The sequence below is a fragment of the Variovorax sp. GW821-FHT09B01 genome (genome assembly GCF_059418345.1).
In genome coordinates, this window is the sequence record NZ_JBWKPQ010000001.1 from 1,576,175 (window position 1) to 1,597,254 (window position 21,080).

The 21,080-nt window shown below is 70.2% G+C and carries 22 protein-coding genes; 7 read left to right on the forward strand and 15 right to left on the reverse strand.

Annotation, left to right across the window (positions count from 1 at the left end; all coding sequences use genetic code 11):
* The first annotated feature begins 21 nt into the window (after positions 1–21).
* Positions 22–930: a LysR family transcriptional regulator gene (locus AC07RV_RS06945; RefSeq protein ID WP_093346256.1), complete on the forward strand. Its 909-nt coding sequence runs from the start codon at positions 22–24 to the stop codon at positions 928–930.
* Here AC07RV_RS06945 and AC07RV_RS06950 read toward each other — a convergent pair.
* The 7 genes from AC07RV_RS06950 to AC07RV_RS06980 all read right to left on the reverse strand — a co-directional run bounded on the left by AC07RV_RS06950 (position 918) and on the right by AC07RV_RS06980 (position 7,519).
* Positions 918–1,889, reverse strand: a complete 972-nt coding sequence (locus AC07RV_RS06950; RefSeq protein ID WP_296786897.1) for a Bug family tripartite tricarboxylate transporter substrate binding protein — start codon at positions 1,887–1,889, stop codon at positions 918–920. The two genes, AC07RV_RS06945 and AC07RV_RS06950, sit on opposite strands and share 13 nt — an antisense overlap.
* 54 nt (positions 1,890–1,943) lie before the next feature.
* The gene (locus tag AC07RV_RS06955) at positions 1,944–2,933 is read right to left on the reverse strand and encodes a Bug family tripartite tricarboxylate transporter substrate binding protein (RefSeq protein WP_208512739.1); all 990 of its coding nucleotides are present in this window, start codon (positions 2,931–2,933) and stop codon (positions 1,944–1,946) included.
* 2 nt (positions 2,934–2,935) lie between these two features.
* Positions 2,936–3,763 (reverse strand): crotonase/enoyl-CoA hydratase family protein, encoded by an 828-nt coding sequence (locus tag AC07RV_RS06960; RefSeq protein ID WP_296786901.1) that lies wholly within the window; start codon positions 3,761–3,763, stop codon positions 2,936–2,938.
* 1 nt (position 3,764) lies between these two features.
* The gene (locus AC07RV_RS06965; protein WP_296786904.1) at positions 3,765–4,226 is read right to left on the reverse strand and encodes a MaoC family dehydratase; all 462 of its coding nucleotides are present in this window, start codon (positions 4,224–4,226) and stop codon (positions 3,765–3,767) included.
* A gap of 30 nt (positions 4,227–4,256) precedes the next feature.
* On the reverse strand, positions 4,257–5,423 hold the full coding sequence (locus tag AC07RV_RS06970) for an acyl-CoA dehydrogenase family protein (protein WP_296786907.1): 1,167 nt from the start codon (positions 5,421–5,423) through the stop codon (positions 4,257–4,259).
* Between the two features lie 3 nt (positions 5,424–5,426).
* Complete coding sequence (locus tag AC07RV_RS06975) at positions 5,427–6,650, reverse strand: CaiB/BaiF CoA transferase family protein (protein WP_296786910.1); 1,224 nt, start codon at positions 6,648–6,650, stop codon at positions 5,427–5,429.
* 428 nt (positions 6,651–7,078) lie between these two features.
* On the reverse strand, positions 7,079–7,519 hold the full coding sequence (locus tag AC07RV_RS06980; RefSeq protein ID WP_296786913.1) for a hypothetical protein: 441 nt from the start codon (positions 7,517–7,519) through the stop codon (positions 7,079–7,081).
* 55 nt (positions 7,520–7,574) lie between these two features.
* Between AC07RV_RS06980 and AC07RV_RS06985 the strand changes: the two genes are divergently transcribed.
* Both AC07RV_RS06985 and AC07RV_RS06990 read left to right on the forward strand, forming a co-directional pair.
* On the forward strand, positions 7,575–8,027 hold the full coding sequence (locus AC07RV_RS06985; protein WP_296786916.1) for a PaaI family thioesterase: 453 nt from the start codon (positions 7,575–7,577) through the stop codon (positions 8,025–8,027).
* A 169-nt stretch (positions 8,028–8,196) separates the two neighbouring features.
* Positions 8,197–9,171 carry a tripartite tricarboxylate transporter substrate-binding protein gene (locus AC07RV_RS06990; RefSeq protein ID WP_296786919.1) on the forward strand — a complete coding sequence of 325 codons (975 nt, stop codon included), beginning with the start codon at positions 8,197–8,199 and terminating at the stop codon, positions 9,169–9,171.
* Here the strand turns inward: AC07RV_RS06990 and AC07RV_RS06995 are convergent.
* Together AC07RV_RS06995 and AC07RV_RS07000 are read right to left on the reverse strand one after the other, a co-directional pair.
* The gene (locus AC07RV_RS06995) at positions 9,158–10,105 is read right to left on the reverse strand and encodes a LysR family transcriptional regulator (RefSeq protein WP_296786922.1); all 948 of its coding nucleotides are present in this window, start codon (positions 10,103–10,105) and stop codon (positions 9,158–9,160) included. The two genes, AC07RV_RS06990 and AC07RV_RS06995, sit on opposite strands and share 14 nt — an antisense overlap.
* A gap of 12 nt (positions 10,106–10,117) precedes the next feature.
* The gene (locus AC07RV_RS07000; protein ID WP_296786924.1) at positions 10,118–11,614 is read right to left on the reverse strand and encodes a M81 family metallopeptidase; all 1,497 of its coding nucleotides are present in this window, start codon (positions 11,612–11,614) and stop codon (positions 10,118–10,120) included.
* 91 nt (positions 11,615–11,705) lie between these two features.
* Between AC07RV_RS07000 and AC07RV_RS07005 the strand changes: the two genes are divergently transcribed.
* A complete protein-coding gene (locus tag AC07RV_RS07005) occupies positions 11,706–12,686 on the forward strand; it encodes a LysR family transcriptional regulator (RefSeq protein WP_296786927.1) in 981 nt (326 codons plus the stop codon).
* Here the strand turns inward: AC07RV_RS07005 and AC07RV_RS07010 are convergent.
* The 5 genes from AC07RV_RS07010 to AC07RV_RS07030 are packed head-to-tail and all read right to left on the reverse strand — an operon-like array spanning position 12,683 to position 17,696.
* Positions 12,683–13,165: a MarR family winged helix-turn-helix transcriptional regulator gene (locus tag AC07RV_RS07010; RefSeq protein WP_296786930.1), complete on the reverse strand. Its 483-nt coding sequence runs from the start codon at positions 13,163–13,165 to the stop codon at positions 12,683–12,685. The two genes, AC07RV_RS07005 and AC07RV_RS07010, sit on opposite strands and share 4 nt — an antisense overlap.
* Before the next feature lie 51 nt (positions 13,166–13,216).
* The gene (locus tag AC07RV_RS07015) at positions 13,217–15,553 is read right to left on the reverse strand and encodes a penicillin acylase family protein (protein ID WP_296786933.1); all 2,337 of its coding nucleotides are present in this window, start codon (positions 15,551–15,553) and stop codon (positions 13,217–13,219) included.
* Entirely contained in the window at positions 15,550–15,942 is a 393-nt protein-coding gene (locus AC07RV_RS07020; RefSeq protein WP_296786936.1) for a Rid family hydrolase, read from the reverse strand. The genes AC07RV_RS07015 and AC07RV_RS07020 overlap by 4 nt, the downstream gene beginning before the upstream one ends.
* 49 nt (positions 15,943–15,991) lie before the next feature.
* Complete coding sequence (locus AC07RV_RS07025; RefSeq protein WP_296786939.1) at positions 15,992–16,693, reverse strand: aspartate/glutamate racemase family protein; 702 nt, start codon at positions 16,691–16,693, stop codon at positions 15,992–15,994.
* 13 nt (positions 16,694–16,706) lie between these two features.
* The gene (locus tag AC07RV_RS07030; protein WP_296786942.1) at positions 16,707–17,696 is read right to left on the reverse strand and encodes a Bug family tripartite tricarboxylate transporter substrate binding protein; all 990 of its coding nucleotides are present in this window, start codon (positions 17,694–17,696) and stop codon (positions 16,707–16,709) included.
* A gap of 108 nt (positions 17,697–17,804) precedes the next feature.
* On the opposite strand from AC07RV_RS07030, the gene AC07RV_RS07035 reads away from it, so the two are divergent.
* On the forward strand, positions 17,805–18,851 hold the full coding sequence (locus AC07RV_RS07035) for a helix-turn-helix transcriptional regulator (protein ID WP_296786945.1): 1,047 nt from the start codon (positions 17,805–17,807) through the stop codon (positions 18,849–18,851).
* A gap of 80 nt (positions 18,852–18,931) precedes the next feature.
* On the opposite strand, the gene AC07RV_RS07040 is transcribed toward AC07RV_RS07035, so the two are convergent.
* A complete protein-coding gene (locus AC07RV_RS07040) occupies positions 18,932–19,336 on the reverse strand; it encodes a hypothetical protein (RefSeq protein ID WP_296786950.1) in 405 nt (134 codons plus the stop codon).
* A gap of 195 nt (positions 19,337–19,531) precedes the next feature.
* Between AC07RV_RS07040 and AC07RV_RS07045 the strand changes: the two genes are divergently transcribed.
* Together AC07RV_RS07045 and AC07RV_RS07050 are read left to right on the forward strand one after the other, a co-directional pair.
* Positions 19,532–19,849, forward strand: a complete 318-nt coding sequence (locus AC07RV_RS07045) for a helix-turn-helix domain-containing protein (RefSeq protein WP_296786953.1) — start codon at positions 19,532–19,534, stop codon at positions 19,847–19,849.
* On the forward strand, positions 19,846–21,072 hold the full coding sequence (locus AC07RV_RS07050) for a type II toxin-antitoxin system HipA family toxin (RefSeq protein WP_296786956.1): 1,227 nt from the start codon (positions 19,846–19,848) through the stop codon (positions 21,070–21,072). The genes AC07RV_RS07045 and AC07RV_RS07050 overlap by 4 nt, the downstream gene beginning before the upstream one ends.
* The last annotated feature ends 8 nt before the right edge of the window (positions 21,073–21,080 follow it).

Genomic DNA, 21,080 nt, shown 5'->3' on the forward strand with positions numbered 1-21,080 from the left:
ATCACCGAGACATTCACATCCATGGAGCTTCGCCAGCTGCGGCAGGTCCTCGTCCTGTCCGAAACGCTCAACTTCCATCGCGCGGCCGAACGGCTGCACATGGCGCAACCGCCGCTGTCGACGTCGATCAAGAAGCTCGAGGAAGAACTCGGCGTGCTGCTGTTCGAGCGCCTGTCGACCGGGCTGCAGCTCACGCCCGCGGGCGAGGCCGTGCTGCAGAACGCCAAGCGCGCGCTGTTCTATGCCGACGAGATCCGCCGCGCCGCGCGCGAAGGCATGGCCGGCGAGCAGGGGCTGCTGCGCATCGGCTTCGTCGGCTCGGCCACCTACTCGCTGATGCCGCAGATCGTGCGCGGCTTCCATCGCCAGTACCCGCGCGTCGACCTGGTGATCGAGGAGTCGACCACCACCGAGCTGCTGCGCCGCATCGAGGACCATTCGCTCGACATCGCGCTGGTGCGCCACCCGGTGCTGTCGCCCACCACCGCGCTGCTCACGGTGCTGCAGCTCGATCACCTGGTGCTCGCGGTGAGCGCCGACTCGGCGCTCGCGCAGCGCGGCAAGGTCGCCATCGCCGATCTCGCGGCCGAGCCCTTCATCGCCTACTCGCGCACCCTCGTGCCCGCCATGCACGTGCTGACGATGCAGGTGTTCCAGGATGCCGGCGTCCGGCCGCGCATCGCGCAGGAGGCGGTGCAGGTCCAGACCATCCTCGGCCTGGTGGAGAGCGGGCTCGGCGTGGCGCTGGTGCCGGCCGTGGTGCAGCGCTACGCCAGCAACGGCGTGCGCCTGCTGCCGCTGACCGACATGCCCTCGAAGTACACCGTGGGCATCGCGATGGCGACGCTGGCCGACGCGCTCACGCCGGCCGCGCGCAATTTCATTGCGGTCGCGCATGCTGCCGTCCAGCCGCTGGCTCAATCTTCGTAGCCGATGTTGGCGCTGCGCACGACGCGCCGGGCGCGTTCGATCTCGGCACGCTGAAACTCGGCGAAGGGCTGCGGCGCGCCGTAGAACACGGTGCCGCCCTGCGCCGCGATGAAGGCCTTGGCGTCGTCGCCCTCCATCAGTTCCTTGATCGCCAGCGACATGCGCGCGAGCACCGGCGGCGGCACGTTGGCCGGGAAGAACACCCCGGTCCAGGCATAGGACTCGTAGCCGGCGGTGCCGCTCTCGCTCACGGTCGGCACCTCGGGCAGTTCCTTGATGCGTTCGCCGGCCGCGACCGCGAGCGCGCGCACCCGGCCGCCGCGCACCAGCGGCATCACGGCGCTGACCTCGGCCATCGTGTAGTCGATGTTGCCGCCGGCCAGGTCGGTCATGGCGGCCGAGGTGCCCTTGTAGGGCACGGCCGTGGCCTTGATCTGGTTGCGTTCGTGCAGCAGTTCGAGCGCGACCCGGTAGGTGGCGGTGCCGCTGCCGAAGTTGAGCTTGCCCGGTGCCTGGCGCGCAGCGGCCACCAGGTCCTGCAGAGTCTTGAAGGGCGAGTTGGCCGGCACCACCAGCACCATCGGGAAGCGTGCGATGCGCGCGAGCGGCTGGAAGTCCTTCACCGCGTCGTAGGGCAATTGCCGGAACACGGCCACGTTGGTCACCATCGGCGAGTTGCTGGCCACGAACAGGGTGTAGCCGTCGGGCGGCGAGGCCGCCACCGCGCGCGCGGCGATGAAGCTGTCGGCACCGGGGCGGTTGTCGACCAGGAAGGGCTGGCCGAACTTCTCGCTCAGGTGCCGGGCGAGAAAGCGCGCGGTGGTGTCGGCGCCGCTGCCGGGCGGCAGCGAGACGATCAGCTTCACGGGCTTGTCGGGATAGTCGGCCGCGGCCAGGGTGGCGGCGCAGCCGAGCAGCAGCGCCAGCAGCCAGCGCGGGAGGAAGCGGGGAATGGTCATGTCTCGAAGTCCTTGTCGTTGTTGTCTCGGGTATCAGGGGCATGGTGCCCGTGTTCACTCGGGCTCGATGCGCGCGGCCTGCACGGCCCCGGCCCAGCGCTGCAGTTCCGCGCGCAGGTAGCTGCCGAACTGGGCCGGCGTGGAGGCCTGCAGCAGCACGCCCTGCGGTTCGAACTGGCCGCGCAGCGCCGGATCGGCCACCGCGCGGTTGACCGCCTCGTTGAGCGCCTGCACGACGGCCGGCGGCGTGCCCGTCGGCACCAGCAGGCCATGCCAGGTCGGTGCATCGAAGCCCGGGATCAGCGATTCGCCGAGCGCCGGCACGCCCGGCAGCACCGCCACGCGCGACTTGCCGGCCACCGCCAGCGCGCGCACCCGGCCATCGCGGATGAAGGGCAGCGACGAGTTCACGGCATCGAGCAGGAACTGCGTCTGCCCGCTCATCAGGTCGGCCATGGCCGGCGCCGTGCCCTTGTAGGGCACGTGCACCGCGTCGAGCTGCAGCGCCTGCAGGAACAGCGCCACGCCCAGGTGCGTGACATTGCCCTGCCCGCCCGAGCCGTAGCTGAGCCGCCCCGGGTTGGCGCGCATGTAGCGCACGAACTCCTCGACATTGCCGACCGGCAGCTTGGGGCTGGCCATCAGCACGGTCGGGATCAGCGCCGGCAGCGCCACCGGGACGAGGTCGCGCAAGGTGTCGTAGGGCAGGCGCCGGTGCAGCGCGGGACTGATCGCCAGGCCGGAGGAGTGATAGAGCACGGTGTAGCCGTCGGGTGCCGAGCGCGCGACGAACTCGGTCGCGATGTTGCCGCTGGCGCCGGTGCGGTTGTCGACCACCACCGGCTGCCCGAGCAGCTGCGCCAGCCGAAAGCCGATGGCGCGCGCCACCACGTCGGTGGGCCCACCGGCCGCATAGGGCAGCACGAGGCGGATCGGCTTCTGCGGCCAGGCGTTGGGCTCGCCGGCCGCGCGCGCGGCCTGCATCAGCGGCGAGATGGCGAGCGCGCCGGCGGCGTGCAGCAGGTGGCGTCGTTGCATGGGCATGGTCATTTCCCCGGTTCGATGGATGCGGATGCGCGCGCGGCGGAACGGGCCTCGGCCGCCGCGACGAAGGCGTCGAGCGCGGACTCGTGCGCCGCCGTGTGATGGGCCAGGGCCTGGAAGCCGGCCGACATCTCGAGCACGGTGTCGAGCCGCGACTGCTGTGCCTCGCGCAGCAGCCGCTTGGTCATGCGCAAGGCATGCGGCGGGTTGGCGGCGATGCGGCGCGCGAGCCCGAGCGCCGTGGGCAGCAGCGCCTCGGGCTCGACCACCTCGGACACCAGCCCCCATTGCAGCGCCTGCGCGGCATCGATGGCCTCGCCGGTGAAGGCCATCTCGCAGGCGCGCGACATGCCGATGGCGCGCGGCAGCAGCCAGGCCCCGCCGTCGCCCGGGATCAGGCCGAGCTTGACGAAACTCTCGGCGAACACGGCATGGCGCGAGGCGATGCGGATGTCGCACATGCAGGCCAGGTCGTTGCCCGCGCCATGGGCCGGGCCGTTGACGGCGGCGATGGTCGGCACCTCGAGATTGCACAGCGCCAGCGGCAGGCGCTGGATGCCGTCGCGGTAGGCGTAGCGGCTATGCGCCGGCTCGCCGAGGCCACTGCCCACGCTGTCGCGCAGGGTCTTCAGGTTGCCGCCCGACGAGAAGGCCGGGCCCGCGCCGGTCAGCACCAGCACGCGCACTGACAGGTCGCGGTTCACGGCCTCGCACAGCGCGAGCAGGGCCTCGATGGCATCGGGGTCGGACAGCGCGTTGCGGGTCTGAGGCCGGTTCATGGTCACGATGGCGATCGCGCCCTCGCGTTCGACCTGGAGGAAGTCCTGCATCTCAGTCCTTCCCGCCGTCGCGCATGCGCATCATGCGCAGCGGCGTGTAGCTCAGCACGGCCTTGCCGTGCTGGTTGTGCACGACGTTGCGCGTGCGCACCAGGCCGCGGCCCGGCTTGGAGGTGGCCCGCTGCTCGATCACCTCGCATTCGACATGAATGGTGTCGCCCACGAAGGTCGGCGCCGCGATGTCGAGCTCGGCATGCAGGAACGCGAGCCCCGTGCCCTGCATCGACGGCGTGATCAGGCCCTCGGCGAAGGCATAGACCAGCGCGCCCGGCACCACCCGGCCCGGGATCGCCATGTGCGCGCGGTCGCTGGTGTCGGTGAACAGTTCCTCGTGGAGCCAGCTCAGGTTGATGAAGCTCACGAGGTCGGCCTCGGTCACGGTGCGCGCGCGCGAGCGAAAGCGCGTGCCGAGGGGCAGGTCGTCGAAATGAAAGCCGGTGTTCAGCTGGATCAAGGAGTCACTCCGTTCGGATCAGTACGAGGGTCAGTACGATTTGGGCAGGCCGAGCACCTTCTCGGCGATGAAGCACAGGATCAGCTGCGGGCTGATCGGCGCGATGCGCGGGATCAGCGATTCGCGCAGGTAGCGTTCGACGTGGTATTCCTTCGCGTAGCCATAGCCGCCGTGCGTCATCACCGCGGTCTCGCAGGCCTTGTAGCCGGCCTCGGCCGCCAGGTACTTGGCGGCGTTGGCCTCGGCGCCGCAGGGCTCGCCGCGGTCGAAACGCTCGGCCGCATGGAACACCATGAGGTTGGCCGCCTCCAGCGCCATCCAGCACTCGGCCAGCGGATGCTGGATCGCCTGGTTCTGGCCGATGGGCCGGTCGAACACGATGCGCTGGCGCGCGTACTGCGTGGCGCGCGCCAGCGCCGCGCGGCCCAGCCCCACCGCCTCGGCGCCGACCAGGATGCGCTCGGCATTCATGCCGTGCAGGATGTAGTGGAAGCCACGGCCCTCCTCGCCGATGCGGTCCTCCACCGGCACCCGCAGCCCGTCGATGAAGACCTGGTTGGTGTCCACCGCCTTGCGGCCCATCTTGTCGATCTCGCGGGTCTCGACGCAGGCGCGGTCGATGGTGGTGTAGAACAGGCTCAGTCCCTCGCTGCGGCTCCTGACCTGCTCGAGCGGCGTGGTGCGCGCCAGCAGCAGCATCTTCTCGACGCTGCTCGCGGTGGAGATGAAGGTCTTGGTGCCGTGCACGCGGTAGTGGTCGCCCTCGCGCTGCGCGCGCGTCTTCAGTTGCGTGGTGTTGAGCCCGGTGTCGGGCTCGGTCACCGCGAAGCAGGCGCGCTCCTCGCCCGCGATCAGCGGCGGCAGCATGCGCTGCTTCTGCGCCTCGGTGCCGAAGGCGACCACCGGGTTCAGCCCGAAGATGTTCATGTGCACGGCCGAGGCGCCGCTCATGCCCGCGCCCGACTCCGCGATCGCCTGCATCATCACCGCGGCCTCCGCGATGCCCAGGCCCGAGCCGCCGTAGGCCTGCGGAATGCAGATGCCCAGCCAGCCTTCCTGCGCGAGCGCGCGGTGCAGCTCCACGGGGAAGCCGCCCACGCGGTCCTTCTCGAGCCAGTAGTCGGCATCGAAGCGCGCGCAGGTCCTGAGGATCGCCTCGCGGATCTCGCGATGCCCGGGGGAGAGTTCCAGCGCCATGGCTCAGCCCGCCTCGGTGCAGGTTTCGGTCGGCAGCAGGGTCGCGCCCTGCGCCGCCATGGCCGCGATCTGCGCCGCGCTGTAGCCGGCCTCGGCCAGCACCTCGGCGCTGTGCTCGCCGAGCCGCGGCGCGTGGCGCGACACCGAAGGCGGCGAGCCCGACCAGCGCGTCGGGATCGCCATCGAGCGCATGCGCCCCTCGCTCGGGTGTTCCACCGTCTCGAAGAAACCCACGGCCGCCAGGTGCGGGTCGTCCAGCAGCGATTCCAGCGTGTGCATCGGCATCACCGGGATGTCGGCGGCCTCGAGCAGTGCCGTCCATTCGGCCGAGGTGCGCGTGCGCATCGCCTCGCCCACGAGCTGGTAGAGCTCGCCGATGTGCTCGGTGCGCGCGCCGATCGAGCTGAAGCGCGGGTCGTCCTCCATCGCCTGCGCGCGACCGATCAGGCCGAAGAAGGTCTTCCACTGCTTGTCGTTGTAGATCAGCACGCACAGGTGGCCGTCGCGCGTGGCGTAGGGCCGGCGCTGCTCGTTGAGCAGGCGCGCATAGCCGGCCGGGCCCAGCGGCGGCTCGAAGGTCTGGCCGCCCATGTGGTCGCCGAGCACGAACTGCGCCATGGTCTCGAACATCGGCACGTCGATGGCCTGCCCGCGGCCCGTGCGCTCGCGGTGGAACAGCCCGGCCGACACCGCGTTGGCGGCGCTCATGCCGACGATGCGGTCGACCATCGCGCTCGGCACGTAGCGCGGCACCGGCGCGCCCGCGCGCACGCCCAGCGTGGGGATCGCCACCGCGCCCTGGATCAGGTCGTCGTAGGCCGGCTTGGCCGCATAGGGCCCGTCCTGCCCGTAGCCGTACACGCCCACGTACAGGATCCGCGGGTTGACCGCCGCGACCTCGGCATGGCCGAGCCCGAGCCGCGCCATGGCCTGCGGCCGCACGTTGTAGATCAGCACGTCGGCCTCGGCCGCGAGCCGCAGCAGCGCCTCGCGCCCGGCGGGCTGCTTGAGGTCGAGCACCACGCTGCGCTTGCTGCGGTTGGCATGCAGGAAGATGCCGCCCATGCCGGCATGGCGCGCGGGACCGATGCCGCGCACCGTGTCGCCGCCGGGCGGCTCGATCTTGATCACGTCCGCGCCGAGGTCGCCGAGGATCTGGGTCGCGTACGGCCCCATCAGCACCGACGTCATGTCGACGATGCGCACCCCCTCGAGCGGGCCGCTCATCGGCCGGCCTCCGGGGCCGTTCGTTCATCGGTGCGCAAGGAAGCGCGGGTGCGCGCAGGCGCCGGGCTGGTCTCCATGGAATCCCCTTTTCGTCGTTGGGACGATGCTAGGGAGATGGAGGGCGGGCGTGAAATACCGTGTCTGTGTCGGGCGATACGTTCGGTGTATCGGTTCGCGCGAGATGCGAAGCCACGTTTCCCGGCACGGCTGGCTCTTCCGTCGCCAGCCTCTGGCGCATGCGCCAGTTCCACGAGGCCAGCACGGCACCGGAGTTTCTCGCACAGCTTGTGCGAGAAAGCGAGCGCCCAACACAACGTCCTCGTGGCACCAGGGCATCGACGACCGCGGCGCCAAGCGCGCTGAGCGGCCTCGCGATAGGTGTGGCCAGGGGCTCTACGTGTGCGGCCGGCGGCGCGCACGCAGTCCGCTCAACCGAGCACCCAGACCACGAACGCCGCATCCGCCACCGCGAACGCCAGGTCGACGAAGAAGATCAGCCGCATCGGCCCGCGCAGCACCACCCAGCTGCCGGGCTGGCCGCGGCGATGCTGGCCCACCATGTGGGCATTGACCGCGAACTGCCCCGCATGCACCAGCGCGAGCACCGCGGCCATCGACGCGCGTTGCGCCGGCGTCTCGAACAGGCCGTGTCCCGCGAGCAGCACGAGGCAGAACACCATCCAGGCCAGGTTCATCGCGCCGAGAAAACGCACGGCGCCGGCGATCGCGGGCAGCAGCGGCGAAGCACGGTCCGTCTTCGCCACGAGCAGCCGCGCGGCGCGCAGCGAGTCGAGGCAGAAGAAGCGCGCGCCCAGCGCGAACCAGGCGGCATTGAGCAGCAGAAGACCTGTCCAGACCGTGGATTGCAATGCAACGTCTCCGGGCTTGTTCGTGAAGCTTCGACTTTAGGTCAATAATGTTGACATGACAAATCCCCAGCCATCGCCCTCCTCCTCGCCCGCCACGGGCCTCGACGTCCTGCAAGCCATGATGGACGGGCGCATCGAGCGCTCGGGCATCGCCCACACCATGCCGATGCAGCTCTCGGCGATCGAGGCCGGCAAGGTCAGCATGCGCGTCACGCCCGACGAGCGGCATCTCAATCCCGCGGGCATGGTGCACGGCGGCTTCGCGGCCACCTGCCTCGACGGCGCCGCGGCGCTCGCGCTGTATTCGGCACTCGACGCAGGCACGGCCTATTCCACCGTCGACCTCAACGTGAAGTACCTGCGGCCGCTGGCACCGCACACCGAGTACCTGGCCAGCGCCACGCTGGTCGAACGCACGCGCTCGCTGGGCATCTGCAATGCCGAGCTGCGCGGTGCGGACGGCAAACTGCATGCGATGGCCTCGGCCACGCTGATGGTGAAGGGCTGAACGCGACGGCCAGGCGGCACGAAACGCTCCGCGATCCATCGGAATTCACGATGCAATCGCATCGAAGACTCGCGCGTTCGCCGCGCGAGGTCCGCTGTAAGCTGGACCTGGCCGATGGGAGAGATCCCATCGCTTCGAACCGCCATCGCGTGTCAAGGAACCCAGTGCCATGCCGTCCGTCTCCCACCGCCGCCGCTTCCTGGTCGGTCTGACTTCACTGCTCGCCGGCGCTGCCGGCAACGGCTTCGCCGCCGACGCCTCCGCGCCCCTCAAGCTGATCGTGCCCACGCCGCCCGGCTCCGCGGCCGATGCGCTGGCACGCGCGCTGTCGGTGTCACTGGGGCACCAGAGCGGCCGTGGCGTCGTCGTCGAGAACATCGCCGGCGCGGGCTCGCTGGTCGGCACGCAGCAACTCGCGCGCGCGCCGAAGGACGGACTGGTGCTCGGGGTCGTCAGCTCCAACCACACGATCATTCCCGGCATCTTCAAGAACGCTCCTTTCGATGCGATCGCCGACTTCGAGCCGATCACGATGATCGGCAGCCTGCCCATGATGCTGGTCGCGTCGAGGAACGTCGAAGCATCGACGGCGGCGGAGCTGGTGAAGCTCGCGAAATCCCGCTCCACGACCCTGGCGGAGGGGCTGGTGACCGGCAGCGTGTACCAGATCGCCAGCGAGGTCTTCAAGGAACAGGCGGGCATCGCCACCAACCGCATCTTCTACAAGGGCTCGGCACAGATCACGAACGACCTGCTCGCCGGCATCCTGGACATCGCGTTCGTCTCCGCGCAGGGCGCGGCGCCGCACATCGCCGCGGGCAAGCTCAAGGCCATCGCGGTGAACACGCCCACGCGCACGGAGATCGCGCCGCAGGTGCCGACGCTCGCGGAAAGCGGGTTTCCGAAGTTCGATGTCGATGCCTGGCTCGCGATCGTCAGCCCCGCAGGCATTCCGGCGGACAGCGCGGCGGCGCGGCGCCGGGAGATCGAAGCCGCGCTGGCACAGCCCGAGATGAAGAAGGCGCTGCAGATGCAGGGGATTCAGCTGCGGCGCATGACGCCTGCGCAGATGGTCGATTTCATGAAGGCCGAGGTGGTCCGCAACGAGCAGGTGATCCAGCGCGTGGGCGTCAAGGTCGACTGAGGACGTGCACGCGCGGGCTCGCGTTCGCTGCCACCGCGACAGCGTCCGGCGAGGCGGAGCGCAGCCTTCGGGACGCGCGTTCGAACACGCGCAGCACGATCGGGTCGGCCTCGTCGCGGCGGCGCACGGCGTGGAGCTCCAGCGCGTGAGGCGCGGCCTCGATGTCCAGGCGCCGCAAGACGCCACGTGCCAGGTCCTCGCCCACCAGATGTTCGGGCAGCATGCCGATGCCGGCCCCCGCCCGAACGATGTCGATCATCGCCTGCACGTGGTTGCAGGCATTGATGCCCGAGGGGGGCAGGCCGGCCTCGCGCAGCATGCCGGCCGTCAACAGATGGTGGTGCGAGGGACGCGGCAAGGCCCAGATCGGGCCATCGTGCAGCGACACCCGGTCCTGCCTTGCGGCGAAGTAGGTGGCGCTCGCCATCCAGGCCAGCCCGGTCCGGCCGATCGGCTGGGCGACCAGTTCCTGCGCATCGAGGGGGCCGCTCACGATGCCTATGTCGAGCACGCCATCGGCGATCTTCTGTCGCAGCGCCGTGCCGGCATCGACGATCAGGTCCCAGTTCAGATGCGGCATGTCCGAGCCGACGTCGTGCACGAAGCCGAACACACGCGGCGCCGCGGCGATCTCGTCGAGGCCGAGCCGCACGGTGCCGGTCGCATAAGCCTCGTCGGACACCGACAGCAGCACGCCATTCACCTGTTGCAGCAAGGGCTCGCAGCGCCGCACCAGGTCCCGGCCTCGCAGCGTGAGCAGCATGCGACGGCCTTCCTTCTGGAAGACGCGCGTCTTCAGCCGCGCTTCCAGCTCGCGCACGCGGCTCGAGATGCCCGACTGGGTGGTGTTCAGGCGTTCCGCCGCGGCCGCGAACGAGCCGAGCCGATCGATCCAGAACAGCGTCTCGAGGTGGTGCAGGCCGAGGCGAAACATGGCCACGCTCCCTCAGGGCCGCGTGCGCGTGGCCGGGGACAGCTTCTTCCACGTCAGCGCCCCGGGATCGGAGGGGAACATTCCCTTCGCGTGCGCGATCACGACATCGGTTTCGGGCTGCTCGGTCAGCGGCTCGAAGTCGGCGCGGAAGTGGTGAGAACTCTTGACGACGACGATCTTCATCGCCTCCGGCGCGATGTCGACCATGCGAAAGAGCTCGCGGTCCTGCGTGCCGATGCGCCCGCTGGAGACCACGATGAGCACGCCCTCGATCTCCAGGCAGGCGGTAGGACCGAGCACGGCCTGGAACCCGGTCATCTTCGGGCCCTTGAAGGTGACCGTGCCATCGGAGAGCGAACGGACCTCGAACCTGCCCTGCAACGGCGGTTCGCTCTGGCCGATGGGCGTGGCCAGCGACTCCCCGAGAGCGCAGTCGATCGTCTGGCCGATGCCGGCACGATGCGCCAGCATTGCCGCCGCGGGGTCGTAGAGCACGCCCAGCGCCACCCGGCCCGGAAAGCGGCGCCCCGCGCCGGCCGCGAGCAGCGCGTGGAGCATGCCGGTGGTGGACGCGGTGCCGCCGACGCCGGGGTTGTCCTGCAGGTCCGCGACCACCACGGTGCGCGGGCTCTGGTCGGCGCGCTGCAAGGCGGCATCCACGGCTTCCTTGGCGTCCAGCGCCTTCAACCGCCACTGGCCGGGCTCGCCGACATGCGCATGGAGCAGGGCCACGGCCTCGCGCGCACGCTCGCCATGAGACCAGACGGTCGGCCCGCATTCCTCGAAGTCCGAGGCCGGGAAAGCCATGCAGAAGCTGGAGACCGTGCCCAGCCGCCGATCGATGTCCTCGAGCAGTTCATAGCAGCGTCGGGCAGGTTCGGCCGATGTGCTTTGCATGCTCACCGAGATGAGGAAGGGAAGGCGTTCGCAATGCCAGGGCTCGCGCCCGCCATGGCGCGTCAATCGATCGAGCAGATCGGCCGCACGCTCGCCCGTCTTCACATAGTCGATGTGCGGATAAGTGCGGAACGCCACCAGCGCATCGGCATGCGCGAGCATCGCGCGGGTGACGTTGGCATGCAGGTCCAGGCTCGCCACGAGCGGCACGTTCTTGCCGACGGCCTTTCGGATGCGCGCGAGCAGTTCGCCCTCGGCATCGTCGAACGACTCGCTCATGGCGGCGCCATGCAGCTCGAGGTAGATGGCGTCGTACGCGAGCGTCTTCACGTCACGCAAGATGGTGTCGCAGATGCGCTCGAAGGCATCGTCGGTGATGTATGACGAGGGAACGGCGCCAGCCCACAGGCTCGGAACCAGCGTCCAGCCATGGCGCTTCGCGACGCTGGCAAAGCCGCTGGCGGAGACGTCCACCTTCGAGATCATCTCCAGCATCGCGTCGCCGTGCGTGGGTTTCGGAAAGCTCTCGCCACGCTCGAAGGCGGCCCAATCGGCACGGTTCGAGGCAAAGGTGTTCGTCTCGTGCTTGAACCCGGCCACCAGTACGCGCATATCGACTCCACATCAGTTTTGTTGAGGCGATTCTTTGCGTCGAACCAGCAACCAGCAATGGATTTATAGTGCTTCTGCCTCAATGAAACTAATGAGTCCGAGCACCACGCCCTCGCTGTCCCCCTCGCTGCTGGCGTGGCTGCGCTGCTTCGACGCAGCCGCGCGCTGTGGCAGCTTCACCAAGGCGGCCGCCCAGCTGCACGTCTCGCAGGGCGCAGTGAGCCAGCAGGTCAAGCGACTGGAGGACCGGCTCGGACACGTGCTGCTGCTGCGCACGCCCGCGGGACTGGCGCTGACGCCGCAGGGGGAGCAGCTCTACGCGGCAACGCGCGAGTCGTTCCGCAACCTCGCAAGCACCGTGCACCGGTTGCAGCTCGCGCATGTGGGCGAGCCGGTCAACATCAGTTGCTCGCCGTCGCTCGCCATGCTGTGGCTCACGCTGCGGCTGGGCAGCCTCTACCGCGCCAATCCGGACATGGCGTTCCGGGTGGTCGGAGAGTCCGACCGCGTCGATCCCTCGCGCATGTCGCGCGAAGGCATCGCCGCGGCGGTGCGGCTGGGTGCCGCGGGCAGCGAGGATGCGAAAGCGGTCGACCTGCTCGACGAATGGCTGGTGCCGGTGGCTGCGCCTAGCTTCATGCAGGCCCATCCCGAGTTGCGCAAGGCGAGCAAGCTCAAGGGCTCGCAGCTGCTGCATGCCGCGGACCCGGGGGAAGGCGGCGAGCCGACGGAGGAGTGGGCGCAGTGGCTCGGCGCCGTGGGCGTGGACCTGGCGCCCTCGGCGCTGCGGCAGGGGACGCAGTTCAACCTGTCGCTGTTGGCGGTGCAGGCGGCGCTGGGAGGCCAAGGCATCGCCATGGGGCGGCTGGCGCTCGTGCTGCACTACCTCACGTCGGGACGGCTGGTGCTCGCATTCCGCCAGCGGGTGCTTTCCAACGCGACGTACCGCTTCATCGGCAGCCCTTCCCATCCCGCCACGCCGACCGTGTTGGCATGGCTGCTCGACGAGGCGGCGCGTTTCCGCCAGCAGCGCGACGCCTACTTCGAGAGTGCGGGCATCTCGGCGGCCTAGATCTGCCGCGCCAGCTCGAGCATGACCGTGCGCCAGGCCTGGCGCTCGCTTTCGCCGACCGACTTCAACGCGCGCTCCATCGCCGCCGCCTCGTGCGCGGAAGCCTGGCGCTCGATGCGCGCACCCTCGCGCGTGAGCCGCAGCAGCTTGCTGCGATGCTCGTGCGGGCTGCGCTCGGCCAGCACCAGCCCCTGTTCCTGCAGATGTTTGAGCGGCCGATGCATCGCCTGCTTCGACACGCCCAGCAGCGCGATCAGCTGGCCGACCGCGATGCCGTCGGTGCGCGCGATCGCATAGAGCATGCGGTGATGAACGCGCGACAGGCCATGGCCGGCCAGGAACAGGTCGGCCTTCGCGACCAGGCCGCGGAACGCGAAATGCATCAGCAGCAGCGCGCCGTCGTCGGCGCGTGCTTCCTTGAGGCCGGCTTGCGCCACCTGCAGCAGATCGAAGATGTTCTCGGGGCGGGTGGCTGCCATGGGCTGGGCGATCGGAACGAAGAGACGACGGCCCGCCAGTCTAACGACGCCTCACTCGCGCAACACCAACCGCTCTAGCTTCGGATCGGCCGCGATCTCCGCCTCGGTGAACGGCGGCGTCACGAGCTGCTTGCGCGAGAACAGTGGCAGCTGGTCGTCGTGGTGCGGCGAGGCCGGGTCGGTGGACTGGCCGGCCGCCATCATCAGCCTGGCCACCAGCCGGCCCTGGTCCCAGGTCACGAGGTGCACGTAGGAGGTGCCCGCAATGATGTCGCCGAAGCCCTCGCGACCGAGCGGCGCGCCGTCGAGCGCGTTGAGCACGCCCTGCTCGCCCGAACCGCCGTGCAGCGGCACGCGGCCTTGCGGCGTGGGGCGCGCGAGCATGTCGCCCCAGCGCTCGTCGCCACGCAGGCCCAGCGCCGCGAGCGCCTGCGCCGTGTCGCGCACCGCGGCGACGATGGCCGCGCTCACGGCCGGCGCGGTGGAGACCGGCCGCACGCGGTAGGGCCGCGCGCTGTCGTAGGGCTCGGCGTAGAGGCCCGGCACCGATGCGAGCCGCGGGCCCAGCTCATGGAACAGCAGCGCGCCGCGGCTGTCCACGTCGTGGCGCCGGTCCCAGGCCGAGAGGATGGCGCAGGCCGCCTGCACCTGCGCATCGCCCTTCGCGCCCGCGCAGGCCGCGAGCACCGCATCGAGCGTGGTTTCCGCCAGGTAGTTGCGGTTGTCGAACACCATGCCGAGCGCCTCGGCGCTGTCGATGCGGCCGTCGCGCAGGCCGTCCTGGATCTGGCGCTGCGACATCAGCGTGCGCATGCCGGGCGGTGCCTTCGGGCTGCCGAGCAGCAGCGAGTAGCCGTCGAGCTGCTGCCCCACCAGCGACAGGCTGTAGCTGTCGTTCGCGTTCTGCACGATGCCGCGCGTGGCGAGCGCCGGGATGCGGCTGGCCGGTGCAAGCTTCGGCCGGCCCTGCGCGTCGCGCACGGCGCAGGCGCCGCGACGGCCATCGAGCGCGACCGGCACCGTCATGTCGTCGGGCGGCGGCACGGTGGCGCAGCCGCGCAGCGCCGTATCGTCGATGTCCAGCAGCGGACCCGACTCGATGTACATCGCGCGGCCCTGGCTGTCGCCCGCGATCAGGTGGGCGGTGATGCCGCGGTTGCTGGCCACCGCCTGCTCGAAGCCCGCGATGTCGCGCGCCTTCGCGACCGCGAGCATCTGGTCGAGCGCGCGCGCGTTCGCGATGCTGGGGTCGGTGATCGCATACCAGCCCGCGGCGCGGTCGCCATCGGCCGGCAGCCGGTACAGCGGGCCGAGGTGCGACACGGGCAGCTCGTGCTGCCGCGTGGCCACGCTGCCGTCGGCCTGGCGCACGCGCAGCGCCACGCGCTTCGTGCTCAGTTCGCGGCGCTGGCCGTCGACCGTGTACGAAGGCTTGTCGCCGTTGCGCACGTCGAGCGCGATCAGCAACGGATAGGTCACGGTCGACGGCGCCTCGATGCTCCATGCCAGGTGCTGCGTGAAGCCCGAGAGCGGCAGCGGCAGGCCGAGGAAGTCGGCACCCATCACGTCGATCTCGCCGGGGATGCTCAGGTGCATCTGGTGCATCAGCAGCCAATGGCCCTGCCACAGCGTGTGCGGGTTCGCGACCATCATCGATGCACCCGTGCCCGTGGCCTCGGCGCCGAAAGCCCAGGCATTGCTCGCCATGCGCTGGGCGGGCGGGCGGTCTTCGGCGGCCTTGGCGACGGCGGGCGCGCCCAGCTGGTCCCAGGTCGAGGCCACGGCATAGGGCGCGACGGCCAGCGCCTTCCACAGCGAGTTGACCTGCATGGTGGCGCGCACCACGTCGCTGGCGCGCATCTGCGGCGGCGCCGCGCCCTGGCAGGCGGTGGTGGCGGCCTCGGCGCCGAGGTCGCGCAGCCGGCGGTTGAAACCGGCCGCATAGCCCTCGGCGAGGCCGCGCGCATCCGCCGAGAGATCGCGCCATGCGGCATCGACCTCCTCGTCGGACAGTTGCACGCGGTAGAACAGGTCGCTGTTCAAATTCGAGGTCTGCAGGAACGCGACCAGCGATGCGCCGTCGGGCCCGAAGCGTTCGGAACGCTCGCCACGCAAGGTGACCACGCGATCGGCGAGCAGGCACAGATGGTCGCGCGCCACCGCATAGCCGAAGCCATAGCCAAGACCCGCGTAGTCGGCGGCCTTCACGTGCGGCAGGCCGTACTGCGTCCAGCGAACTTCCGCGCTGTACTTGTCCGGCGTTGCGGGAGGATTGCCGCCGACGGGGCCGGGCAGAAAACCGCCGCCGCCCCCGTCACCACCGCAGGCCGCGATCGCGCCTGCCACCACGGCACCGCACGCCAGCGCGCGCAGCAGCGTCTTCTTCACCGCGCGCCTCCGCCGGCACCGTGGCTCTTGCGCGCGATCACCTGCATCTCGACCCAGGCCTTGGGCACCGCGATGCCGGCCAGCATCGCGGTGCCGGTGGGCTTGGTCGGCAGCACCTCGGACAACGTACGCACCACCGCGCCCAGGTGTTCGGCGCCCGCGATGATCAAGGTGTAGTTGACGATCTGGTCGAGCCGTCCGCCGCAGGCCGCGAGGTAGCGCTCGATGTTGCGCATCATCAGCCGGGTCTGGTCCTCGGCGCTCTCGGCGAGCTGCTGCGTGTCGTAGTCCATGCCGATGGTGCCCGAGACGAAGATCCAGTCGTCGTCGAACAGCGCGCGGCTGTACGGTGCATTGACGAAGGGCAGCGGGAACTCGGCGGTCTGCATGCGATGTCTCTCTTTCTGGCGATGAAATGAATGGAGGGAAGGAAAAAAATCAGGCGCGCAGCATCTCGCGCACGATGGCGCGCGCATGGATCTCGGTCGCATCGAAGACCGGCGCGCGACAGCGCAGCCACGGCCTGGCGTAGCTCAGTTCGGAGCAGCCCAGCACCACGCCCTCGGCGCCGCGCGCCACCAGCGCGTTGCACAAGGTCGAGACCATCAGGCCCTCGTCGCGACTGGCCTCGCCGCGCGCCAGCGGCCCGAAGATCGCGGCATCGAGGGTGCGGCGCTGGGCCGCGTCGGGCAGCACCAGTTCGAAGCCCGCGCCCTCGCCGAGCAGGCGACCGAAGAAGGGCGCGTCGAGCGCGAAGCTGGTGGCCAGCACGCCCAGGCGGCGCAGGCCCGGCTGCTCGGCGGCGACGGCATCGCCGGTCTCGCGCGCCACGTGCACCAGCGGCACGCCAGCCGCGGCCTGCACCTCGTCGGCCGCGAAGTGGCCGGTGTTCGCGAGGATGGCGATCAGCTCGGCGCCCGCGGCGCGCGCCTGCCGCGCGGCCGTCTCCATCTGCGCGCGCGCATCGGCCGGCCGGCCCGCGGCCATGGCCGCGTGGATGCAGGCGAAGTCCAGGCTCACGATCACGCAGCGCGCCGAGTGCAGGCCGCCGAGTTCGCGCTGCACGCCTTCGTTGAGCAGCTTGTAGTAGCCGAGCGTGGAGGGCCACGCGACGCCTCCGATCAGGCCCGCGACTTTCATGATGGGCAGGCCCTCAGTCGAGCTTGAAGCCGAGCCGGCGGATCACCGGCGCATAGCGCGCCAGGTCGGCGTCGATGCGCGTCGCGAGCGCCTGCGGCCCGGTCTGGGCCGCGGGCTCGAAGCCGAACACCAGCAGCTTCTCGACCACGTCGGGCTGGTGCAGCGCCCAGTCCACGCCTTCGCTCACGCGCGCCACGATCTCGGGCGGCAGGCCCCTGGGCCCGACGATGCCGAACCAGACCGAGAAGTCCACGCCCTTGTAGCCCAGCTCCTCGAGCGTGGGCACCTCGGGCTGGCCCGAGAAGCGCCGCGACGACGCGAAGGCCAGGATCTTCGCGCGGCCCGCCTTCGCGAACTGCACATAGGGCGCGATGCCGTCGAAGGCGGCGTCGATGTCGCCCGCGACCGTGGCCTGCGCGACCTCGGCGCTGCCCTTGTAGGGCACGCGCGTGCTCTGGATGCCGGCGCTGCGGTTGAACTCCTCGAGCGCCATCTGTGACAGGATCGCCGCCGCGCCGATGTTGACCTTGCCCGGCTCGGCCCGGGCGCGCTTCACGAGCTCGTGCACGTCGGCCACCGCGCCCGGCGCGCCGGCGCGCACGATCACCGCGTTGGGCGAGGTGATCGCGAGTGCCACCGGCGCGAAGTCCTTGCGCGGGTCGTAGGGCAGGCGGTTGTAGAGCGAGGGGTTGAGCACGAAGGTCTGGTCGATGGACCACAGCAGCGTGTAGCCGTCGGGCTGGGCCTTCATCAGCTCCTGCGCGCCGATCAGCGTGTTGCCGCCGGGCTTGTTGTCGACCACGATCTGCTGGCCGAGCCGCTCCTGCAACTTCGCTGCGATGAGCCGTGCCGTCACGTCGGCGCCGCCACCCGCCACGAAGGGCACCACCAGCCGGATCGGCCGCGCGGGCCAGGCGGCCTGGGCCGCCGACAACGCCGGCAGCACCAGCGCCAGGGAGGCCGCCGCAAGCCCCAGAAACCGGCAGACACGTCGCACATTCATACCTAAACTCCGCGCTCTATCAAAGTGTTGCAACGCTAACGCCGCAGGGCAGGGTTTTCTATGCCGATCCGCTCGCAGACTGTGCCGATCCCGTCGCTGCTCCCGGCCATGCCTCCGGGTGCGCTGCCCGAGGACGACTTCAACGCGGCCCTGGTCCGGCTGCCGGTCGAGCGGCCGCTCGCGCTCGCGGGCCTGCACGACGGCGCGAGTCGCGAGGTGCGCTGGCCGCGCGACGGTGGCCGCATCCTGCGGCTGCGCACCATGCCCTGGGAAGGCGCGAGCGCGCTGTACTTCGACTTCCGCCTCAACGACGACCTGCACGTGCAGCTGCCGCCCGGCGACGAGCTGCTGGTCACCTTCTTCCTGGCCGGCCACGTCACGGGCCAGATCGGCAGCGCGCAGGGCCGCGCGCTCGATTTCCGCGTCGACCGCGCGCTGCTGCGCACGCCCAACCGCGACGGCGGCTACCTGATCCACATCCCGGGCGCCTGCCGCAACAACTTCGTGCAGTTCCGGCTGCGCCGCGCGCTGCTGCCGCGCTGGCTGCAGGCGCTGGGCGTGCAACTGCCGGCACGGCAGATGGCCGAACTCGTGGACCGCGACGACGGCCGCGTGCTGTGCAACGCGGCGCTCACGCCGCGCGTACGCGACTGCCTCGCGCGCATCCGCGACGAGCCCGCCGACCAGCCGGCCTTCGTGCCGCTGTTCCATGCGCGCGCCACTGAGCTTCTGACTTGCGTGCTGCTCGACCTGCACCAGTTGCTGCGCCCCGCGCGCTCGGGCACCGAGGAAGGCGCCGACGACGCCGAGGCCACGGTGCGCCGGCTGCGCGCGCTGGTCGGCGAAGCACCGGCACGCGCCTGGTCGGTCGACGAACTCGCGCAGCGCGTCGGCCTGCGCACGGCGCGGCTCCAGGCGCAGGTGCGCGCGGCTTCGGGGCTGTCAGTGCATGGCTTGCTGGTCGACGAACGGCTCGCGCTCGCGGCGCGGCTGCTGCGCGACACGCAACTCGGCGTGCAGGCGGTGGCGGCCGAGGCTGGGTGGGAATGCCACGGGCGCTTCAGCGCGGCGTTCCGGCGCCAGCATGGCATGGCGCCGCGCGACTACCGGCTGCGGCATGCGCCAGCGGCCGACGCGGGGCCGCGCAGGCACTGAGCGCTTTCAAGCGCGCCGACGCGAAACCCACATCGGGTGGTGGCCTCGCGCGATCGAACGCGACCCGCGCCTGTTCGCTCTCAGATCTTGAACGAACGCAGCGCCTTCAAGGACTCCGACTTCGACGGCAGGGCCTTCATGGCGCGCGCCTTGAACGGCAGCACCTTCGAAGGCAGCGCCTGGAGTGCCTGCCAACGCGAGGGCGGCGAGCGGCGCGCATAGACCAGCGCCGCGATCAGGCCCAGGCCCGTGAGCGCGGCGCCGCCCCATGCAACGGCGGGGCTGTGCAACGCGCGGCTGAGGGCCGAGCGTTGGCGCTCGGGGTGCGCGGGCGTACCGGAGGCGGCGCGCTCCAGCGGGGTGATGGCGCGTGCGGTGTTGGGGTTTTCCTCGCCTTCGAGGACGGCCCGCGAAATCTCCAGCGGCGTCAGCTCTTCTGCGCTCGGTTCGGACAGGGACCGGGGGGTGTTCGGCTGGATCGTCATTGAAATCTCCGCTTTGCTGATGTGTTGAACGCCAGCCTCTCCCACGCGGGCCGCGGTCGCCTAAGGCGAGCGCCCGGCATTCGCGTAGGCAAAAGCCGCATGCCCGGCCAGCCCATCGACAGGGACACCCATTTGAATTACAAGAGCCACTAAAATGGCTTTTATCTTTGAAAACGTGACATAAAGACCATAAGAATGGCATTTGCTCTGGCACCCGCTACCGAAGTCCTGCAGGCCCTGGGCCAGCGCGTGCGCGCGCAGCGACTGGCCCAGCAGGTGCCTCAGCGCGAGCTGGCCCAGTTGGCCGGCCTTTCCCTGGGTGCGGTGCGCAAGCTGGAAAGCAGCGGCCAGACCTCGCTGGAAACCCTGGTCCGCGCGGTACAGGCGCTTGGCCTGGTGAATGAGCTGGAAGACCTGTTCGTGCTCAAGCGCCAATCCATCGCCCAGATGGAGCAGGCGGAAGCCGTGAGCCAACGACAGCGGGCCACACGCCGACGAGGAAGCCGTTCATGAAACAGCTGGCCGTCCGCTACTGCGGCTGGGGCGAGGACTGGCCGCTGGGTCGGCTGGCCGACGACGACCACACGCTGCTGTTCGAGTACTCGCCCGAAGCGCTGGGACAAGGGCTGGAATTGTCGCCGCTGCACCTTCCCTTGCGCGCCACGGCCCATGGCGGTTTCCCGCAGCATCTGCACCGCCTGCCCGGCCTGATCGCCGACAGCCTGCCCGACGGCTGGGGGCTGCTGCTGATGGACCGGCTGTTCCGCCAGCAGGGACTGCGCCATCCCGGACCGCTGGATCGCCTGGCCTTCATCGGCGACCGCGCCATGGGCGCTCTGCGCTTCGTGCCGGCCACGCCACCCGATGCCGAAGAGCCGGACTGGAACCTGCTGGCATTGGCGAAGGAAAGCGAACGCGCCCTGGCCGGGGAAGCAGGTGCCGCCTTGCGCGAACTGGCGCTGACCGGTGGTTCCCCGCAAGGCGCGCGACCCAAGGCCCTCGTGCAGTACGACGCGGCATCGGGGCACGTGAGCACGCGCAGCGACGCCCCGGGCGAGCCCTGGCTGGTGAAGTTTCCTGCCCAGGGCGAGCACAAGGAGGTCTGCGCCATCGAGCAGCTGTATGCGCAGCTCGCGCGCGACTGCGGGCTGGACATGCCGGCCAGTGCATGGTTCGATCTGTCGCCCACACTGGCGGCCTTCGGCGTGGCACGCTTCGATCGCGAAAAGGGATTGCGCGCGCCGGTGCAAAGCCTCGCGAGCCTGCTGCACGTGGACTTCCGCATCCCGGGCAGCACGGACTACACCGCCTTGCTGCGCGCCACGCGCTTCCTGACTCACGACGAGCGCGAGGTCGAGAAGGCCTATGCGCGAGCCGTCTTCAACGTGCTGTTCCACAACCGCGACGACCACCCGAAGAACTTCGCGTGGCGCCTCGAACGCGATCGCCGCTGGCGGCTGGCGCCTGCCTTCGACCTGAGCTTCAGCGAAGGCCCGATGGGGCAGCACCACATGGACATCTGCGGCGAGGCCCGTGCCGTGGAACGGGGCCACCTGAAGCGCCTGGCTTCGGAAGGCGGCGTGTCGGCGGCTGCGGCCGAGGCAACCCTCGACCGGATGCTGGCGCAGGCCGCGACCTTCGCGCAGCGCGCGACCGACTGTCCGATCCGCCGAGCGACGGTGCGGCAGATGAAAACGACGGTCGACCAGTGCCGCGCGCGACTCGTGCGCGCTTGATGCGGTAC

Bases quoted from the DNA above. Each gene is read 5' to 3' on its own strand.
- AC07RV_RS06945 (WP_093346256.1), top strand. From the start codon at position 22: ATGGAGCTTCGCCAGCTGCGGCAGGTCCTCGTCCTGTCCGAAACGCTC.
- AC07RV_RS06950 (WP_296786897.1), bottom strand. From the start codon at position 1,889: ATGACCATTCCCCGCTTCCTCCCGCGCTGGCTGCTGGCGCTGCTGCTC.
- AC07RV_RS06955 (WP_208512739.1), bottom strand. From the start codon at position 2,933: ATGCCCATGCAACGACGCCACCTGCTGCACGCCGCCGGCGCGCTCGCC.
- AC07RV_RS06960 (WP_296786901.1), bottom strand. From the start codon at position 3,763: ATGCAGGACTTCCTCCAGGTCGAACGCGAGGGCGCGATCGCCATCGTG.
- AC07RV_RS06970 (WP_296786907.1), bottom strand. From the start codon at position 5,423: ATGGCGCTGGAACTCTCCCCCGGGCATCGCGAGATCCGCGAGGCGATC.
- AC07RV_RS06975 (WP_296786910.1), bottom strand. From the start codon at position 6,650: ATGAGCGGCCCGCTCGAGGGGGTGCGCATCGTCGACATGACGTCGGTG.
- AC07RV_RS06985 (WP_296786916.1), top strand. From the start codon at position 7,575: ATGACAAATCCCCAGCCATCGCCCTCCTCCTCGCCCGCCACGGGCCTC.
- AC07RV_RS06990 (WP_296786919.1), top strand. From the start codon at position 8,197: ATGCCGTCCGTCTCCCACCGCCGCCGCTTCCTGGTCGGTCTGACTTCA.
- AC07RV_RS06995 (WP_296786922.1), bottom strand. From the start codon at position 10,105: ATGTTTCGCCTCGGCCTGCACCACCTCGAGACGCTGTTCTGGATCGAT.
- AC07RV_RS07000 (WP_296786924.1), bottom strand. From the start codon at position 11,614: ATGCGCGTACTGGTGGCCGGGTTCAAGCACGAGACGAACACCTTTGCC.
- AC07RV_RS07005 (WP_296786927.1), top strand. From the start codon at position 11,706: ATGAGTCCGAGCACCACGCCCTCGCTGTCCCCCTCGCTGCTGGCGTGG.
- AC07RV_RS07010 (WP_296786930.1), bottom strand. From the start codon at position 13,165: ATGGCAGCCACCCGCCCCGAGAACATCTTCGATCTGCTGCAGGTGGCG.
- AC07RV_RS07020 (WP_296786936.1), bottom strand. From the start codon at position 15,942: ATGCAGACCGCCGAGTTCCCGCTGCCCTTCGTCAATGCACCGTACAGC.
- AC07RV_RS07025 (WP_296786939.1), bottom strand. From the start codon at position 16,693: ATGAAAGTCGCGGGCCTGATCGGAGGCGTCGCGTGGCCCTCCACGCTC.
- AC07RV_RS07030 (WP_296786942.1), bottom strand. From the start codon at position 17,696: ATGAATGTGCGACGTGTCTGCCGGTTTCTGGGGCTTGCGGCGGCCTCC.
- AC07RV_RS07035 (WP_296786945.1), top strand. From the start codon at position 17,805: ATGCCTCCGGGTGCGCTGCCCGAGGACGACTTCAACGCGGCCCTGGTC.
- AC07RV_RS07040 (WP_296786950.1), bottom strand. From the start codon at position 19,336: ATGACGATCCAGCCGAACACCCCCCGGTCCCTGTCCGAACCGAGCGCA.
- AC07RV_RS07045 (WP_296786953.1), top strand. From the start codon at position 19,532: ATGGCATTTGCTCTGGCACCCGCTACCGAAGTCCTGCAGGCCCTGGGC.
- AC07RV_RS07050 (WP_296786956.1), top strand. From the start codon at position 19,846: ATGAAACAGCTGGCCGTCCGCTACTGCGGCTGGGGCGAGGACTGGCCG.